The following is a 16,196-nucleotide window of genomic DNA, read 5'->3' as shown; positions in this document are numbered from 1 at the left end:
CCAACGTCAAGTGGCTGCAGAAGGTCCAGCCGTACCTCAAGCAGGACAACCCCTGGCACATGGCGATCTTCTTCGTCTTCATCATCTTCTTCACCTACTTCTACGTCGCGATCACCTTCAACCCCACTGAAGTCGCCGACAACATGAAGAAGTATGGTGGGTTCATCCCAGGTATCCGTCCGGGTCGGCCCACCGCCGAGTATCTGGACTACGTGCTGACCCGGATCACCACTCCGGGCGCGCTCTACCTGGGGCTCGTCGCGCTGATCCCCATGGTGGCGTTCGCGTTGCTGAACGCCACGCAGAACTTCCCCTTCGGCGGGACGAGCATCCTGATCGTCGTCGGCGTCGGACTGGATACCGTGAAGCAGATCGAATCTCAGCTCCAGCAGCGCAACTACGAAGGCTTCCTGCGGTAGATGCGCATCGTTCTGGTGGGCCCCCCGGGAGCGGGCAAGGGGACGCAGGCCCAGTACATCGCGTCGCATCTGTCGATCCCGAAAATCTCGACGGGTGACATCTTCCGCGCCAACATCGCTGCGCGCACCGAGCTCGGTCAGCTGGCCAAGCAGTACATGGACCGGGGTGACCTGGTGCCGGACGAGGTCACCATCAGCATGGTGCGCGACCGGCTCCAGCAGGAGGACGCCCGCGACGGGTTCCTGCTCGACGGCTTCCCGCGCAACGTCCCGCAGGCCGAGACGTTGAAGAAGATGCTCGCCGAGTGGGACACGCGGCTGGACGTCGTCCTCGAACTGGTCGTGGACGAGGACGAGGTCGTCCGGCGGCTGTCCGGGCGCCGGCAGTGCCCCCAGTGCAACCGCATCTGGCACGTCGACTTCGACGACAAGCGCGACGGCGTCTGCGACGACTGCGGCGGGCGCCTGTACCAGCGCGACGACGACCGCGAGGAGGTCGTCCGGCACCGCCTGGAGGTCTACGCGGAACAGACCGCGCCGCTCGTCCAGTTCTATTCTGATGAGGGCATCCTGCGCGGCATCGACGCGACCGGACCGGTCGAGGACGTCACCCGGCGGGCCCTGGACGCGCTGCGTCCGTTCGAGAAGTAGATCGCCGGGTCGCGGGCGGCGGGTCCCCCGGGCCCCGGCCCGTGGGGGAGTGGACAGTGTTCAGACGGCGCAAGCCCGCCATCCAGATCAAGACGCCCGAGCAGATCGAGCTGATGCGCGCGGCCGGCCTCCTGGTCGGCCGCACGCTGCAGCTGCTGCGCGAGGCGGTGAAGCCGGGCATCTCCACGCTGGACCTGGACCGGCTGGCCGAGCAGCACATCCGCGACCACGGCGGCGTGCCGTCCTTCCTCGGCTACCACGGCTTCACCGGGACGATCTGCGCCTCGGTGAACGAGGAGATCGTGCACGGCATCCCGCGTCCGGACAAGACGCTGCGCGACGGCGACGTGATCTCCATCGACTGCGGCGCGATCGTGGACGGCTGGCACGGCGACTCGGCGATCACCGTCCCGGTGGGCGAGATCACTCCGGAGCTGCGGAAGCTGCTGGAGGTGACCGAGGCGTCCATGTGGCACGGCCTGGCCGCCGGCGTCGTCGGCGCGCGGCTGACCGACATGTCGCACGCCATCGAGTCCCACGTCCGCTCCCAGGGCGCCTACGGGATCGTCGAGGGCTACGGCGGCCACGGCATCGGCACCGAGATGCACATGGACCCGCTGATCCCCAACCACGGCGAGCCCGGCCACGGGCCGGTGCTGGAGCCGGGCATGTGCTTCGCCGTCGAGCCGATGGTCAACCTCGGCACCAAGGACACCGCCGAGCTGGACGACGGCTGGACCGTCGTCACCACCGACGGCCTCGCCTCGGCGCACTTCGAGCACACCTTCGCCGTCACGCCCGAGGGCCCGCGCGTGCTGACCGCGCTGGACGAGGGCCGGGAGTGGTTCGCCAAGCTCGGCGCCTGAGCCGCGCCCGACCCGCCGAGCCGGGCCGCGCGCGGTCCATCCGGCGGGGCCTTGTGCAGGTCGTCCGGCGGAGTCGCGGGCGATCCGCTGGACGGCGTCGCGCGTGATCCGCGAGCGGTCCTTCTTTCGCCCTGCGGGGTGGTCCCCGTGCCCGGACGGGGGTGGACCTGGCTCCCTTGAGAGCACCGCGGATCCTTGGGCACTCTGGGAGGAGGCGGCGGGGCGCATCCCCGCCGCGTGGAACGACGCGTGAAGGGGTCGCGATGGCGTCCAATCCAGATATCCGGGCCTCGGACGCCGACCGGGACCGGGTGGCCGCGAGCCTGCGCGAGCACACCGCCGACGGCCGGCTGACCCTGACCGAGCTCGAGGAGCGCCTGGAGGCGACCTACTCGGCCAAGACCATGGGCGAGCTGCAGCAGCTCACCGCCGACCTCCCCGAGGCGGACCTGCACCACCGGCCGATCCCGGCCTACCAGCGCACGACCGTCGCGCCGCGGTCGTCCGGCGGGTCGATCTGGTACGGGACGCGGGCGATGTGGAGCGCGTGGGCGGTCGTCTCGGCGCTGAACATCGCGATCTGGGCGATCATCGCGGTGACCGCGCCGGTCGTGCCGTACCCGTGGTGGTTGTGGGTGGCCGGGCCGTGGGGCGTGCTGCTGCTGCTCAGGTCCCTGTTCGGCGCGGGCGGCGACAGGCGGTAGGCACTCTGCGCCCGGAAGACGGGAGAGGCCCGCTGGACCGGTTCCAGCGGGCCTCTTCGGCGTGTGTGCCGTCTGTCCGTGCGGTTTAGTCGACTTCCATCAGCGGCCGGTAGTTGCCCGTCGGGACGAAGTGGGTGACGGCCGACTCGCCCTCGACGAGGTGGATCGCGAAGCCCGCGGGCTCGCCGGTGAGGGCGCCGCGTCCGGGCTTGGTGAGGTCGAGGAAGAGCTGCCGGTAGGTGCTGGACGTCGTGGTGCAGGTCGTCCCGGCGAGCGACCCGACGGTGCTGCGGTGCACGTGCCCGCTGATCACGCGGACGACCTGGCGGTGCCGCTTGAGGATCTCGGCGAGGCCCTCGGTTCCGGCGAGGCCCATGCCGTCGATGAACCGGATGCCGATCGGGTACGGCGGGTGGTGCGTGGCGACCACGGTCGGGACGTCCGGGTGCTCGGCGAGCGTCGCGTCCAGCCAGGCGAGGCGCTCCACGTCCAGCTCCCCGGACGGCGAGCCGGGGATCGTCGTGTCGCAGCAGACCAGCCGGGTCCCGGCGACGTCCACCGCGTACTGGACGGGCGCGCCCGGACCGCCGCTGCCGGCCACCGCGGGATGGTCGCGGAACGCGTGCCGCAGCGCGTCCCGGTCGTCGTGGTTGCCGGGCAGCGGGTAGACCGCCATCGGCAGCGGGGACAGCAGCGCGTGCAGCCGGGCGTACTCCGCCGGGCGGCCCTCGTCGGCCAGGTCGCCGGTCAGCACCACCGCGTCCGGACGGGCCGGCAGCGCGAGCAGGCTCGACACCGCGGCGCGCAGCGAGCGGACCGGCCCCGACCCGTCGTCCACCTCGCCGTCCCGGCCGACCGCCAGATGGATGTCGCTGAGCTGCGCAATGATCGCCATTGATCCTCCCCCTCCTCCAAGCGAACCACGGACCGGACCGGTTCGCACGCCCCCGACCGCCGCACGCCCCGCCCACCGGCGCCCCGGCCCCTCGCCCGCCCCGCGGCGTTGCCCGCCGGAGGGAGCGCTGACCCGATCTTTGCGCCCGGCTGACCGGACCGTCGAGGCCGCCGGGCAGTAAACGATCACCGGTCCTGTCCGACCCCGGGGCCGATGGGGGAGACCATGCCCTTCCGGCGGCCCGGCACGGGCGTCACGTCGGCGTGCGCCGTGCTGCTGACCGCGCTCGCCGCCACTCCGGCCGCGTTCGCTGACGACGGGGTGGCGTTGAGGCCCCGGAAGGGACACCTTCGGGCGGGGCGGACGCTCACGATCATATCCCCGGCCGGTTGCGCCGCCCCCGAGGCGCGGTCCGACGCGTTCGGCGACGCGGCGGTCCGCCTCACCCCGGTGCGAGGCGGGGCGCTCGGGACCGCGACGATCGCGCCGGGCACGGCGCCCGGCCCGCACTGGCTCGTGGTTACCTGCGGCGCTGACGCGCGCGGGCACGGCGCGCGGCTGCTGCACGCGCGACTGGACGTGCTGCCCCCGCCGATGCCCCGCCGCCTCCGCGGCCCGAGTCATGGCCCACAGGCGCCCGTACCGGCGGCCACATCCAGGAACTCAACCGCCACGCCCCCCGACCCGACCGCCAGCGCCCCGACCGCCGGCCGCGCGGTTTCGGACGGCGCGACCGTGGGCGGCCCCGCCGGGGGCGGCGCGACCGCCGAGGGCGCTACCGCGGGCAGCCCTGCTACCGGCCGCGCGGTTTCGGGCGGCGCGGCCACGGGCGCCCCCGCTGCGGACGGCACGGCTGCGGGCGGTTCCACTGCGGGCCGCGCCGCTGGGGGCGGCACGACTGCGGGCGGCGCACCTGCGGGCGGTGCGGCCATCACGGGCGGTGCGACCGCGCGCGGCTCCGCTGCGGGCGGCACGACTGGGGGCGGTGCGACTGGGGGCGGCCTCGCTGCGGGTAATGCGGCTGCGGGCGGGCTCGCTGGCGGTGGTTGGTCTGCGTGGGGTGGGGGGCTGGCTTGGCCGGCGGAGAGTGGGCCTGGGGGGTTGGTGCTCGGGGTGGGGTCGGCGCTGGTCGCGGGGGTGCTCGGAGGGCTCTGGTGGGTCCTACGACGGGTCGGGAGGGCGGATGCCTAGGCGGTGTCCACGATGGCGCGGGCGGCGGGCACGGTGCGTCCTGGAGGGCTTGCCGAGGGCGTCCCGGCCCGTGGCCGTGGCGAGGTACTCGTTCGGACGGCTTCGTCGCGCGGCGGTCGCGCGGCCCGAGGCCGTTCCGCCGGGCGCGCCGGTGCCGCTGCGGGCCGCGCTGGTCCATGCCGTCCCGACGCGGCTGCTGATACCGGCGATCGGCCTGTCCGCGCCCCTCGGACGCGTCGGACGGGACGGCGCCGGAGCGATCCCGACCCCGCCGCGGGACGAGCCGGATCACGCGTGCTGGCTCGCGTCCGGCCCGAGTCCCGGCGAGCCGGGGGCGGCGCTGGTGCTCGGGCACCTCGACACCGCGTCCGGCCCGGCGGTCTTCGCGCGCCTGGGCGAGCTGCGTCCGGGCGAGATCATCGGTGTCGCCCGCTCGGACGGCACGGTCGCGGTGTTCCGCATGATCCGGGCCGAGCAGGTGCCGAAGCGCCTGTTCAGCGAGGCACGCGTCCGGTTGGCCGGCACCGTCCCCGAACTGAGGCTGATCACCTGCGCCGGACGCCACGACGAGAAGCGCCACGCGTATGACGACAATCTCATCGTCTACGCGACGTTCGCCGCCGCCTACCGTGCCGCGGACCTCGCATCCATGCCCCGAGGCTGATCCGCGCGAGGCGGGCTCGGGCCGTGCGGGCTAGGCGACGTGGGTGAGGACGGCGCTGAGGGCGGAGGTGACGTCCTCGGGGGTGGGGGCGATGTCCGGGACGACGTCGCGCAGGGCGAGCCAGCCGTTGATCGCCTGGGTGGTCGGGCGGGCCTCGCGGAGCTGCGGGTCGTCGATGTCGTACCACGCGGCGATCTTGGACCAGCGCCACAGCCGGTGCCCGCCGGTGGACATCTCCGAGGCGGGGAAGCCGCCCGGACCGCGCGCGCCGGTGATCGACAGCCGGACCGACTCGACCGAGCGTCCGACCCGCTCGGCGATGTCGCGGATCGTCAGCAGCGGGTCGGCCTCGACCTGCCGCACGTGCAGGCCGGGCGCGGCGTCCTCCAGGTGGGCGACGACCTGCATCACGGCCTCGGCGAGCGTGGCCGCGTGCCAGGAGGCGGTGGCGTTGCCCGGCCGGGCGGCGTGCTGCGGCTCGGTGATGATCGAGACCGTCACCTGACCGTGGGTGCGGTCGAACAGCGGGTCCAGCTCCTCCTCGTAGAGGGGACGGCTGAGGATCAGCGCGAAGTCATAGCTCGGCATCGATCCTCCCCTGGGTGTTCGTCCTCTTGGAAAGGTACAACGCGCGGGCGCTGTATGCTTGTGTCGGGAGCAGTATCCGATGCCGTGCCGTGGGATGATTTCGCGTTCCGCCGCCCGGTGACGTACACTCTTATGTCGGTCCGTGTTCGGCCGCCTTGTTTCCCCGCCTCGACGCGCCTGAGCGTCGCGGCAGGGGTCGCGGCCGGTTCCTCACCTCGCCAGATCCCCTGGATCTCCACGGCGCGCGTGAGGTGGTCGCGGGCCTTCGTCCAATGAGCCGATCAGCGAAGCGCGGAGGACATGCCCAAGAAGGAAGGCGCCATCGAGATCGAGGGCACCGTCATCGAGTCCCTCCCGAACGCCATGTTCAGGGTTGAGCTGGACAACGGGCACAAGGTGCTCGCCCACATCAGCGGCAAGATGCGGATGCACTACATCCGGATCCTGCCGGACGACCGCGTCGTCGTGGAGCTGAGCCCCTACGACCTCACGCGCGGTCGGATCGTCTACCGCTACAAGTAGTCACTGGGGTTGCCTCTCTTCCGTGTGGCGGCGGAAGGGTGACCCTGATCAATAGGAGACCCAGTGAAGGTCAAGCCGAGCGTCAAGAAGATCTGCAACAAGTGCCGCGTCATCCGCCGGCACGGCCGGGTCATGGTCATCTGCTCCGACCCGCGCCACAAGCAGCGTCAGGGCTGACGCCCACCGACTCGACGCTCCACAACTGATCCACGTATCGCAGCCTTCGCACGCGGTCGCCGCACGGTCCGGTCGTCCAAGATCGGGTCGTGCGGCACCGTCGTGTGAAGGGGCCACCCCCGGACGGAGGCCGGGGCCGCCACCCGACGGGCGTCGGGTGTGTGCGGACGCGATGCGCCAACACCTCCGCCAAATGAAGGGAACCGCCAGAGATGGCACGCCTCCTCGGCGTCGACCTCCCGCGCGACAAGCGCGTGGAGATCGCTCTCACCTACATCTTCGGCATCGGTCGCACCCGTGCCCAGGAGACGCTGGCCCAGACCGGCGTCAGCCCGGACACGCGCGTCCACCAGCTCACCGACGACGACCTGGTGAAGCTGCGCGACTGGATGGAAGCCAACTACAAGACCGAGGGTGACCTCCGTCGCGAGATCCAGGCCGACATCCGCCGCAAGATCGAGATCGGCTGCTACCAGGGCATCCGGCACCGCCGCGGTCTCCCCGTGCACGGTCAGCGGACGCAGACCAACGCGCGCACCCGCAAGGGCAAGAAGAAGACCGTGGCCGGCAAGAAGAAGGCCGGCAAGAAGTAGTAGTCCGCAGGAACCGTTCGTTCCTGACGGATCGACGACCTCAGAAGGAAGAGAGCAGAGATGCCTCCCAAGAGCCGTGTCGGCGCGAAGAAGGTGCGCCGCAAGGAGAAGAAGAACGTCGCTCACGGGCACGCCCACATCAAGAGCACGTTCAACAACACCATCGTCTCGATCACCGACCCCAACGGGAACGTGATCTCCTGGGCCTCCTCCGGCCACGTCGGATTCAAGGGCTCCCGCAAGTCCACCCCGTTCGCCGCGCAGCAGGCCGCCGAGGCCGCCGCCCGGCGCGCGATGGAGCACGGGATGCGCAAGGTCGACGTGTTCGTCAAGGGTCCGGGCTCGGGCCGTGAGACCGCGATCCGCTCCCTCCAGGCCACCGGCCTCGAGGTGGGCTCGATCCAGGACGTCACGCCCGTTCCGCACAACGGCTGCCGCCCGCCGAAGCGTCGCCGGGTCTGAGAAAGCCGTAGGGGAGATCACAAACAATGGCTCGTTACACCGGTGCGGACTGCAAGCTCTGCCGCCGCGAGAAGATGAAGCTGTTCCTCAAGGGCAGCAAGTGCGAGGGCCCGAAGTGCCCGATCGAGATCCGTCCCTACCCGCCGGGTGAGCACGGCCGCGGTCGTCCGAAGGAGACCGAGTACCTGCTCCAGCTTCGCGAGAAGCAGAAGGCGAAGCGCATCTACGGCGTGCTGGAGCGGCAGTTCTCGAACTACTACGTCGAGGCCAACCGCCAGCAGGGCAAGACGGGTGACAACCTGCTCTCGCTGCTGGAGCGCCGCCTGGACAACGTCGTGTACCGCGCGGGCTTCGCCAAGTCCCGCGACATGGCGCGCCAGCTGATCCGGCACGGTCACATCCGGGTCAACGGCAAGAAGGTCGACATCCCGAGCTTCCTCGTCTCCGAGGCCGACATCGTGGACGTCAAGGCCAAGTCGCTGGAGATGACGCCGTTCCAGGTCGCCAAGGCCGAGGCCGGCGAGCGCCAGGTTCCGGCCTGGCTGGGCGTGGACGCCGAGCGCATGCGCATCCTCGTGCACTCGCTGCCCGTCCGCCAGCAGATCGACGCTCCCGTCCAGGAGCAGCTGATCGTCGAGCTCTACTCCAAGTAAGAGCTCATCGTTCCGCCGCCGCCCGCGCGCCTCGTGCGCGTGGGCGGCGGCGAACAGGGAAGAACTCCACTGCGGTCGTCATATAGCGGGCACCGCGGAAAGAAGGAAAACCCATGCTCATCGCTCAGCGCCCGACCCTCACCGAGGAGCAGGTCGACGAGTACCGGTCGCGGTTCACCATCGAGCCGCTGGAGCCGGGCTTCGGCTACACGATCGGCAACTCGCTGCGCCGCACCCTGCTGTCGTCCATCCCCGGAGCCGCTGTCACCAGCATCCGGATCGAGGGCGTCCTGCACGAGTTCTCCACCGTGCCGGGGGTGAAGGAGGACGTCACCGACATCATCCTGAACCTCAAGGAGCTCGTCGTCTCGTCCGAGCACGACGAGCCGGTGGTCATGTACCTGCGCAAGCAGGGCCCCGGCGAGGTCACCGCGGCCGACATCGCGCCGCCGGCGGGCGTGGAGGTCCACAACCCGGACCTGCACATCGCCACCCTGAACAACAAGGCCAAGCTGGAGATGGAGCTGACGGTCGAGCGCGGCCGCGGCTACGTCTCGGCGGCCCAGAACAAGCAGCCGGGCCAGGAGATCGGCCGGATCCCGATCGACTCCATCTACTCGCCCGTGCTCAAGGTCACCTACAAGGTCGAGGCGACCCGAGTCGAGCAGCGCACCGACTTCGACCGCCTCATCCTGGACGTGGAGACCAAGGCCGCGATGCTGCCGCGGGACGCGGTGGCCTCGGCCGGCAAGACCCTCGTCGAGCTGTTCGGCCTGGCCCGCGAGCTCAACGTCGAGGCCGAGGGCATCGACATGGGCCCGTCCCCGACGGACGCCGCGCTCGCCGCGGACCTGGCCCTGCCGATCGAGGAGCTGAACCTCACGGTCCGCTCCTACAACTGCCTGAAGCGCGAGGGCATCCACTCGGTGGGCGAGCTGGTGGCCCGCTCCGAGCAGGACCTCCTCGACATAAGGAATTTCGGCGCCAAGTCCATCGAGGAAGTCAAGCAGAAGCTCAACGACATGGGCCTCTCGCTGAAGGACTCCCCGCCCGGGTTCGACCCGTCCGCCGCCGCCGACAACTACGGCGACGACGACGGCGGCTACGCCGAGACCGAGCAGTACTGACCCCGGTCGGCTCGGGCCTGATCTCGGCTCGGCCTTCCGGTTCCATCCATAGAGACCCGTCGCCGGTACCTGACACGGCCGGCGCGGAGATTTGCCACCGGTGCCTGGCACGGCCGGTGCAAGAAGGGAAACGACCATGCCTCAGCCCACCAAGGGCGCCCGTCTGGGCGGCAGCGCGGCTCACCAGAAGCTGCTCCTGGCGAACCTGGCGACCTCGCTGTTCGAGCACGGCCGCATTACCACCACCGAGGCCAAGGCCCGCCGCCTGCGCCCGCTGGCGGAGAAGCTGATCACCAAGGCGCGCAAGGGCGACCTGCACAACCGTCGCCTCGCCGCCAAGACGATCCGGGACAAGGGCGTCCTGCACACCCTGTTCACCGAGATCGGCCCGGCCATGGCCGACCGTCCGGGCGGCTACACCCGGATCACCAAGCTCGGCCCGCGCAAGGGCGACAACGCCCCCATGGCGGTCATCGAGCTGGTGACCGAGCCGGTGTCGGCCTCGACCCGTCCGGCCGCCGCCGCCCCGGCCCAGGCCGAGGCTCCGGCGGAGACCCCGGCCGAGGCGCCCGCCTCGACCGAGGAGGCCGCGGCCGAGGAGAAGGCGGAGTAAGGCCCCGCAAGGGTTCTTTCTCGCTCGACATGTGAGGGCCCGCCGTCCCGCTACGGGACGGCGGGCTCGATCTTTGCCAGACTGGCCCCCATGGTCAGGGGGGCGATGGCGCACCGGGTCACGCCGCCGGACGGGGACGGCCCGGCGCCGTGCGCCCGCTCCGGCGGGGCGGCCCGGACCGGTGGGGCAACCCGGATGGGTGGGACAGGCCGGACGGGTGGGACGGACCGCACCCGTGGGACAGGCCGGACAGGTGGAACAGGCCGGACGGATGGGACAGGCCGGACGGATGGGACAGGCCGGACGGATGGGACAGGCCGGACAGGCCGCAGGAGCTGGTTGGACGCGCGATGGCCGACGAACAGGACAAGGAACCCCCGGCACCCATGACCGCTCTCGTACGACTCCGGCTCGACATCGGCTATGACGGGTCGGACTTCGCCGGCTGGGCGCGGCAGCCCGGCCAGCGCACCGTCCAGGGCGTGATCGAGGACGCGCTCGCCCGGGTGCTGCGCCTCGACCCCCCGCCCGTCCTCACCGTCGCCGGACGCACCGACGCGGGCGTCCACGCGCGCGGGCAGGTCGCCCACGTGGTGGTGCCCGTCGCCGCCTACTCGGCCATCAACGGGACGCTGCCGCGCCGCCTCGCGGGCCTGCTGCCACCGGACGTCCGGGTCTGGCGCGTCCGGCCCGCCCCCGAGGGCTTCGACGCGCGCTTCTCCGCCCTGTCGCGCCGCTACGCCTACCGCGTCTGCGACGACCCGGTCGGCGTGGACCCGCTGCGCCGCCACGACGTCCTGTGGCACCCGCGCCCCCTCGACGTGGACCGCATGAACGCCGCCACCGAGCTCATGCTCGGCGAGCACGACTTCGCCGCGTTCTGCCGCAAGCGCGAGGGCGCGACGACGATCCGCGAGCTCCAGGTCTTCGAGTGGAACCGCGAGGCGAGGCACCTCGCGACCGCGACCGTGAAGGCCGACGCCTTCTGCCACTCCATGGTCCGCGCCCTGGTCGGCGCGCTGCTGGTCGTCGGCGACGGCCGCCGCGACATCGATTGGCCCGCCGAGGTCCTCGGCGCCCGCGTCCGGGACTCGGCCGTCAACGTGGCCCCGGCCCACGGCCTCTCCCTGGAGGAGATCACCTACCCGGACGACGCCGACCTGGCCCTGCGAGCGCAGCAGACGCGCCGCGTCCGGACCCTCTCCAACTGAGCCGGCCTCCTCGGCGGTTCTGCGGCCGATGACGGACATGCGTGCGCCCGGTGCCTGATGGCACCGGGCGCTTCTGGTCGTCAGCCTCGCGCGCGGGCGTCGAGGGCCTGAGTGCCGTAGTCGAGGAACTGCTGGGCCAGGGTCTTGATCTGGGTGTCCTGCGGCGTGATGCGCGTGCCGTCGGTGTAGGTGGCGTAGGCATAGGCGACGTAACGGCCTCGAACGGTCGCGGCAGCGTAACCGCCCGTGGCGTCGATGTCGGGCGAGTGCGGACCGGTGAGGCCGCGGAACCACTCGTAGCGGCCGGGATCTCCGGATCGGCTCACCTTCAGGGCGGCGTCGTGGTTCGGGAGGACGGCCACGCCGCTGGTGACGGCGAACTTCTTGTCGCCGCTCACGAACGTGACCCGAACGACGGACCGGCAGCCCTCGCGCGCCAGCGCGGCGGCCATCGAGCCGCGCGAGGTCAGGCCGCACTGGTGGTTCACCGAGGAGCGGTCGCGCTGGAAGGTGCGCCCGCCGAGCTGGATCGTCGGGCTGGGGAAGACCTCGGTCAGCGCGAGCGGCTTGGGGTCGGTCTTCTCGGTGTTGATGTCCACGGGGTGGTGGACGGGCGCGCTCGGCGATGCGGGCGCGCCGGGGGCGTGCGCGGACCTGTGCTTCTTGGCCTTGCCTCCGTCGTCGCCGCCGGAGACGATCCCGGCCACGGCGATGCCGCAGACCGCGATCACCGCGGCGGCGACGCTGCCACCGATGAGCAGGCGCTTCCGCTTGTTCGGGAGGGAACCGGGGCGTTCTCCGCCGAGCGGGCCGGGCGGGAACGGCTGCGGGCCGGTGTTGCCGTCGTTGGGACCGCTCGGGCCGGGAACCGGCCGCGGGGCCACCGCCGTGGCGGTCGCGCCCGCCTGAGGGCTCTGCTGCGCGGCGCCGGGCCCTGGCTGGACGGCAGGGATGTCGGTGACCGTGACGGGCGCGTCCTGCGTTGGCGCGTCCTGCCGCTGTGCGTCTTGTGTCTGGACGCCCTGTTTCGGCTGCTTCGGGGCGTCCTGGACGGTCCGCTCGACGGTCGGCAGCGCCACGGCGGGTGGGAGCGTGACGCCGGGCGGCAGGATCGCGTCCGGCGTCAGGACGGGGCCGGACGTCCGGCTGTCCGTCCGCGCCGCCAGATCCGCCGCCGCGTCGCCGCTCACCGGCGCGTCGCCGGTCACCGGAGCGGGCAACGGCATCGCGCTCGGTTGCGCGATCGCGAACCGGGGCTCCTCGACGGTCGGCTGCGGGCCGGTGCCGCCGGGCGGAGCGATTCCGGAATTCCGGGGAACTTCGGCGCCGTCCGGTTGCGCCAGCGGCGGCAGGGACTGCGGCCCGGTGCCACCGGACTGCACCGGCTGCGGCCCCGTGCCGCTGGATTGCGGCGACGGGACGGGCTGGGGAGTGTCCGGGACCTGGTGGGGGCCCGTGCCGTCCGGAAGCGGGTGGACGGGGGTGCCGTCCGGGACGGTGTCGCGGACGGGCCGCGAGGACGGCGGCTGCGGACGGGGCACGGCCCGGCGCGAGTCCACGTCGGGTGCGCCGAGACCGGCCACGAGGCGGTCGTCCGGCGTCGGGGCGTGCGGAGGTTCGGGGACGGCCTCGGCGTGCGGCGGTACGTGCGCCGGGGCCTCGGGCCGAACGTCGGGGCGGGCGTCAGACTGGACGTCGGGTTGGACATCGGACTGGACGTCGGAGTGGACGCCGGGCCGGGCGGGTTCCTCGGGTTCCGGCTCGTCCGAGTCGGTGGACTCGGCGGCCCACCAGGGGGCCTGGAGCCGGAACGGGGGCGGGATGCGGAGTTCGCCTCCGGCGGGCGCCGGTTCGTCGTGGCCGAAACTCGGCGGCGCGGCGGCGGGGGCGGGGTCCGCCGCCGCATCGGCGGGGCGGATCTCGTCAGGTTCAGGCATGGGGGTTCGGGTCCTCGTGCCGATCAGCTCCGGTAGGGCTTGCCCTCGGTCTCCCGGTAGTGCAGCGCCACGCTGAGGCCGCTGCCCTGGATCACCTGCTGGCCGAACTCGGAGACGTCCTGGTGCGCGCTGTCGGCGATCTTCTTGCCGTCCGGGCGCTGCACCCAGGTCATGACCAGGTAGTGGCCGCGCGCCTCGGCGGTGCCGAGGGCCAGCCCGGTGCCGATCTTCTTGGTGTTGCCGGTGCCCGGCAGCGGCTTGAGGTAGGCGTCCTTGTCGGCCGCCGCCTTCACCGCCGCCTTGGCCGCGGTCTCGGTCTTGAGGTTGAAAACACCGACGGTGCCGATGAGCTTGCCGTCGCCGCGCGTGTAGGTGGCGCGGAGCACCTGGGAGCAGCCGCCCTTCTTCACTGAGGCGGTCAGGGCCGTGCCGCCGACCGATCCGGTGCAGGTCTTGGCGACGTTCCAGCCGGTCCGCTTGTACTTCTCGCCCCCGCCGGAGAACGACGCCTTGCCGTAGATCTCGCTGAGGGACAGCGGGCTCGGGTCGGTGGCCCGGGACTTCAGCTTCACCGGGTCGAGCGACTGGGAGGGGGACGGGTTGGGCGTGGACGCCGTGGACGGGGCGGGCTTGTTCGCCGCCGTGGTCTTCTTGGGCTTCGGCTTCGGGTCGCTCTTGAGCATGGACGCGGCGGCCACACCGCCGCCGATCAGCACGACGCCCGCCACGGCCGCGCCGCCGATGATCAGCGGCAGGTTGCGCTTCTTCGCCTTCGCCGGGGGCGGCCCGGCCACGTGCTGGTCGAAGCCGTCGCCGCCGAAACCACCCGGCCCGCCGGGACCACCCGGACCGCCGGGACCGCCGGTACCGAAGGCGTCCGGGCCGCCGGGGCCACCAGGCCCGCCGGGACCACCTGGGCCGCCGAAGCCTTCGGGGCCGCCTTGACCGCCACCCGGGCCGTCCGGGGCGCCGAAACCGTGCTGCTGCTGCGGCTCGCCGAACGCGGGAGCGTCGCCGAAGCCGGGCTGGGGGTCGTTGCCGAAGCCGCCGTGGTCGTCGAAACCGCGCCGCGGCCCGCCGAAGCCCTGCTCCGAGGCGGGGCCTCCGAACGCGGGCGGCTCGCCGAGCGCCGCGGTGCCGTTCGGGTCGCCGAGGGCGGCGGTGCCGTTCGGGTCGCCGTGTCCGGACGCCGCGCGCGGGGGCTCCTGCGACAGTCCGCCCGGGGGCGCGCCGAAGGAACCGGGGGCGAACCGGTTCTGGTCGTCGTCCCACGAGACCGGCGCGGAGTCCGCGCCGCCGGGACCGTGGGGCTGCCGCGACGGCTGCTCACCAGGCCAGCCGCCGTTTCTGCCTGTGTCACCGGGGTAACCCATGGCTTGGACCCTACCGTTCCTTACTCAGGGCTCTGGACCTTCGGCACACCCACCATGACATGGGGGCGAACCGGACGCCGGTGGTTTCGCGAACCTCACGCGGCGTCCGGCGGCGCTCACTTCCAGCCGAAGTCCTGGGTCCACAGGGGACCGCCGGGACCGTCCGCGCGGCCGACGCCGATCGCCTTCAGACCGCAGTTCAGGATGTTGGCGCGGTGGCCCGGGCTGTTCATCCAGCCCTTCATGACGGCGGCGGCGTCCGGGTAGCCCTTGGCGATGTTCTCCGCGCCGGGCTGGGTGTAGCCCTGGCGCTCGATCCGCGTCCACGGGCTGTCGCCGTTGCGGGAGTCGTGGCTGAAGTAGTCGTGCGCGGCCATGTCCTGCGAGTGCAGGCGGGCGGCGCGGGTGAGGCGGGCGTCCAGCCGTAGCGGGGAGCATCCCGCCTTCGCGCGCTGCTGGTTGGTGAGCTTGTAGACGGCCGCTTCGGAGGCGGTCGCGCCGCCGCTCCCGCCGCTTCCGCTCCCGCTGCCGCCGCCCGAGCCGCCGTTCCCGCCCGAGCCGGAACCGGATCCCGAGCCGCCTCCGGTCTTTCCGGGGGACGAGTCGGACTCGTCGCCGCCGCCCGACCTGCCCGACGTCGGCTTCGAGCCGGGCTTCTTCGAGCTCGGCTTCGCCTTGGGGGACTTGCTCGGCGACGTCGACGGCGTCGCGGACGGGCTGCCGGCGGGCGACTCGTCCGGCTGCGTCCCGGTCTGGTCCGCGTTCGTGGCGCCGGGCTTCGCCGCGGCGGCCGGCTTGCGCGGGCCGTCGTCCGAGGCGAGCTGGCTCACCACGACGCCCCCGCCGACGACCAGGGCCATCGCCCCGGCCGCACCGGCGATGATCAGCGGCGTCCGGCGCTTGCGTCCGCCGCCTCCGCCGCCGGCTGGGCCGTCCCAGAAGTCCCGACCGCCGCCGCGTCCGCCGTTGCCGGGAGGCGCCTGGTGCGCGGACCGTCCGGTGGGGGAGTAGGCGAGCGTGTCGCCCGCCTCGGGGACGTAGGCCGGTCCGTGGGCCGCCTCGTCGCCGTACCCGTGGGCGTGCGCGGTCTCGGACGGCCGGTGCCGCTCGTGCTCCAGCGGACGCGGCCCGGCGGGCGGAGCGAACCGGTCGGGCGCGCCGAACTGATCACGTCCGCCGAACGGGTCGGACGCCCCGGCGGACGCTCCGGCGGGCGCGCCGAACCGGTCACGGCCATCGGCGGGCGCGCCGAACTGATCATGGCCACCGGCGGGCGCGCCGAACTGATCGGGTGCCCCGGACGGGCCGCCGAACCGGTCGTGACCGGCGGCGGAGGAGCCGAAGGGGTCGGCGGCGCCGGAGGGCGGGGCCAGGCGGTACGGGTCGGACGAGGCGAAGGGGCTGTCGCCGGACGCGGCGTGCCGCGGTCCGTCCGGGTACGGCTCGCCCGCGCCCGGATCTCGGGGGCGCGACGAGCGGGAGGCGCGGCGGGGAGGGCGCATCGAGTGCTCCTGGGGGCCGGGCCGGCGCGCTGCCGGCGAGGGGGGAAC

The 16,196-nt window shown here is 72.6% G+C and carries 18 protein-coding genes; 13 read left to right on the top strand and 5 right to left on the bottom strand.

Features of this window, described 5'->3' with window-relative positions:
• From ACFPCY_RS25820 to ACFPCY_RS25805, 4 genes are all read left to right on the top strand, one after another.
• Nucleotides 1–419 (top strand): preprotein translocase subunit SecY (locus ACFPCY_RS25820; RefSeq protein ID WP_378259350.1); only part of this gene is annotated, 419 nt, incomplete at its 5' end.
• Entirely contained in the window at nt 420–1,070 is a 651-nt protein-coding gene (locus tag ACFPCY_RS25815; RefSeq protein WP_378259348.1) for an adenylate kinase, read from the top strand.
• Between the two features lie 56 nt (nt 1,071–1,126).
• Entirely contained in the window at nt 1,127–1,936 is an 810-nt protein-coding gene (map, locus tag ACFPCY_RS25810) for a type I methionyl aminopeptidase (RefSeq protein ID WP_378259346.1), read from the top strand.
• A 263-nt stretch (nt 1,937–2,199) separates the two neighbouring features.
• Nucleotides 2,200–2,640, top strand: a complete 441-nt coding sequence (locus tag ACFPCY_RS25805; protein ID WP_378259344.1) for a DUF1707 SHOCT-like domain-containing protein — start codon at nt 2,200–2,202, stop codon at nt 2,638–2,640.
• Nucleotides 2,641–2,725: 85 nt separating this feature from the next.
• Here ACFPCY_RS25805 and ACFPCY_RS25800 read toward each other — a convergent pair whose 3' ends face one another.
• On the bottom strand, nt 2,726–3,535 hold the full coding sequence (locus tag ACFPCY_RS25800) for a phosphodiesterase (RefSeq protein WP_378259342.1): 810 nt from the start codon (nt 3,533–3,535) through the stop codon (nt 2,726–2,728).
• Between the two features lie 1,261 nt (nt 3,536–4,796).
• Here ACFPCY_RS25800 and ACFPCY_RS25795 point away from each other — a divergent pair.
• Nucleotides 4,797–5,390, top strand: a complete 594-nt coding sequence (locus ACFPCY_RS25795; RefSeq protein ID WP_378259340.1) for a sortase domain-containing protein — start codon at nt 4,797–4,799, stop codon at nt 5,388–5,390.
• Nucleotides 5,391–5,420: 30 nt separating this feature from the next.
• On the opposite strand, the gene ACFPCY_RS25790 is transcribed toward ACFPCY_RS25795, so the two are convergent.
• Nucleotides 5,421–5,978, bottom strand: coding sequence for a hypothetical protein (locus ACFPCY_RS25790; protein ID WP_378259338.1), 558 nt, complete (start codon nt 5,976–5,978; stop codon nt 5,421–5,423).
• Between the two features lie 300 nt (nt 5,979–6,278).
• On the opposite strand from ACFPCY_RS25790, the gene infA reads away from it, so the two are divergent.
• The 8 genes from infA to truA all read left to right on the top strand — a co-directional run bounded on the left by infA (nt 6,279) and on the right by truA (nt 11,336).
• A complete protein-coding gene (gene infA / locus ACFPCY_RS25785; RefSeq protein WP_018657567.1) occupies nt 6,279–6,500 on the top strand; it encodes a translation initiation factor IF-1 in 222 nt (73 codons plus the stop codon).
• A 63-nt stretch (nt 6,501–6,563) separates the two neighbouring features.
• Nucleotides 6,564–6,677, top strand: coding sequence for a 50S ribosomal protein L36 (gene rpmJ / locus ACFPCY_RS25780; RefSeq protein WP_021596712.1), 114 nt, complete (start codon nt 6,564–6,566; stop codon nt 6,675–6,677).
• Nucleotides 6,678–6,889: 212 nt separating this feature from the next.
• The gene (gene rpsM, locus ACFPCY_RS25775; protein ID WP_378259336.1) at nt 6,890–7,270 is read left to right on the top strand and encodes a 30S ribosomal protein S13; all 381 of its coding nucleotides are present in this window, start codon (nt 6,890–6,892) and stop codon (nt 7,268–7,270) included.
• Between the two features lie 60 nt (nt 7,271–7,330).
• A complete protein-coding gene (gene rpsK, locus ACFPCY_RS25770) occupies nt 7,331–7,732 on the top strand; it encodes a 30S ribosomal protein S11 (RefSeq protein ID WP_021596710.1) in 402 nt (133 codons plus the stop codon).
• A 26-nt stretch (nt 7,733–7,758) separates the two neighbouring features.
• Entirely contained in the window at nt 7,759–8,385 is a 627-nt protein-coding gene (gene rpsD / locus ACFPCY_RS25765) for a 30S ribosomal protein S4 (protein ID WP_378259334.1), read from the top strand.
• Nucleotides 8,386–8,498: 113 nt separating this feature from the next.
• Nucleotides 8,499–9,512, top strand: coding sequence for a DNA-directed RNA polymerase subunit alpha (locus tag ACFPCY_RS25760; RefSeq protein ID WP_026415301.1), 1,014 nt, complete (start codon nt 8,499–8,501; stop codon nt 9,510–9,512).
• A 136-nt stretch (nt 9,513–9,648) separates the two neighbouring features.
• The gene (gene rplQ / locus ACFPCY_RS25755) at nt 9,649–10,125 is read left to right on the top strand and encodes a 50S ribosomal protein L17 (RefSeq protein ID WP_378259332.1); all 477 of its coding nucleotides are present in this window, start codon (nt 9,649–9,651) and stop codon (nt 10,123–10,125) included.
• Between the two features lie 386 nt (nt 10,126–10,511).
• Nucleotides 10,512–11,336: a tRNA pseudouridine(38-40) synthase TruA gene (gene truA, locus ACFPCY_RS25750; protein WP_378259329.1), complete on the top strand. Its 825-nt coding sequence runs from the start codon at nt 10,512–10,514 to the stop codon at nt 11,334–11,336.
• Between the two features lie 80 nt (nt 11,337–11,416).
• Here the strand turns inward: truA and ACFPCY_RS25745 are convergent, their stop codons facing one another.
• The 3 genes from ACFPCY_RS25745 to ACFPCY_RS25735 all read right to left on the bottom strand — a co-directional run bounded on the left by ACFPCY_RS25745 (nt 11,417) and on the right by ACFPCY_RS25735 (nt 16,148).
• Entirely contained in the window at nt 11,417–13,273 is a 1,857-nt protein-coding gene (locus ACFPCY_RS25745; RefSeq protein WP_378259327.1) for a hypothetical protein, read from the bottom strand.
• 23 nt (nt 13,274–13,296) lie between these two features.
• A complete protein-coding gene (locus tag ACFPCY_RS25740; protein WP_378259325.1) occupies nt 13,297–14,646 on the bottom strand; it encodes a hypothetical protein in 1,350 nt (449 codons plus the stop codon).
• Between the two features lie 116 nt (nt 14,647–14,762).
• Nucleotides 14,763–16,148 (bottom strand): CAP domain-containing protein, encoded by a 1,386-nt coding sequence (locus tag ACFPCY_RS25735; RefSeq protein WP_378259323.1) that lies wholly within the window; start codon nt 16,146–16,148, stop codon nt 14,763–14,765.
• Between the last annotated feature and the right edge of the window lie 48 nt (nt 16,149–16,196).

The organism is Actinomadura gamaensis (assembly GCF_042652125.1).
Lineage (GTDB): Bacteria > Actinomycetota > Actinomycetes > Streptosporangiales > Streptosporangiaceae > Spirillospora > Spirillospora gamaensis.
Note: the sequence above shows the minus strand (reverse complement) of the source record. Positions and strands in the feature narration are given on the sequence as shown.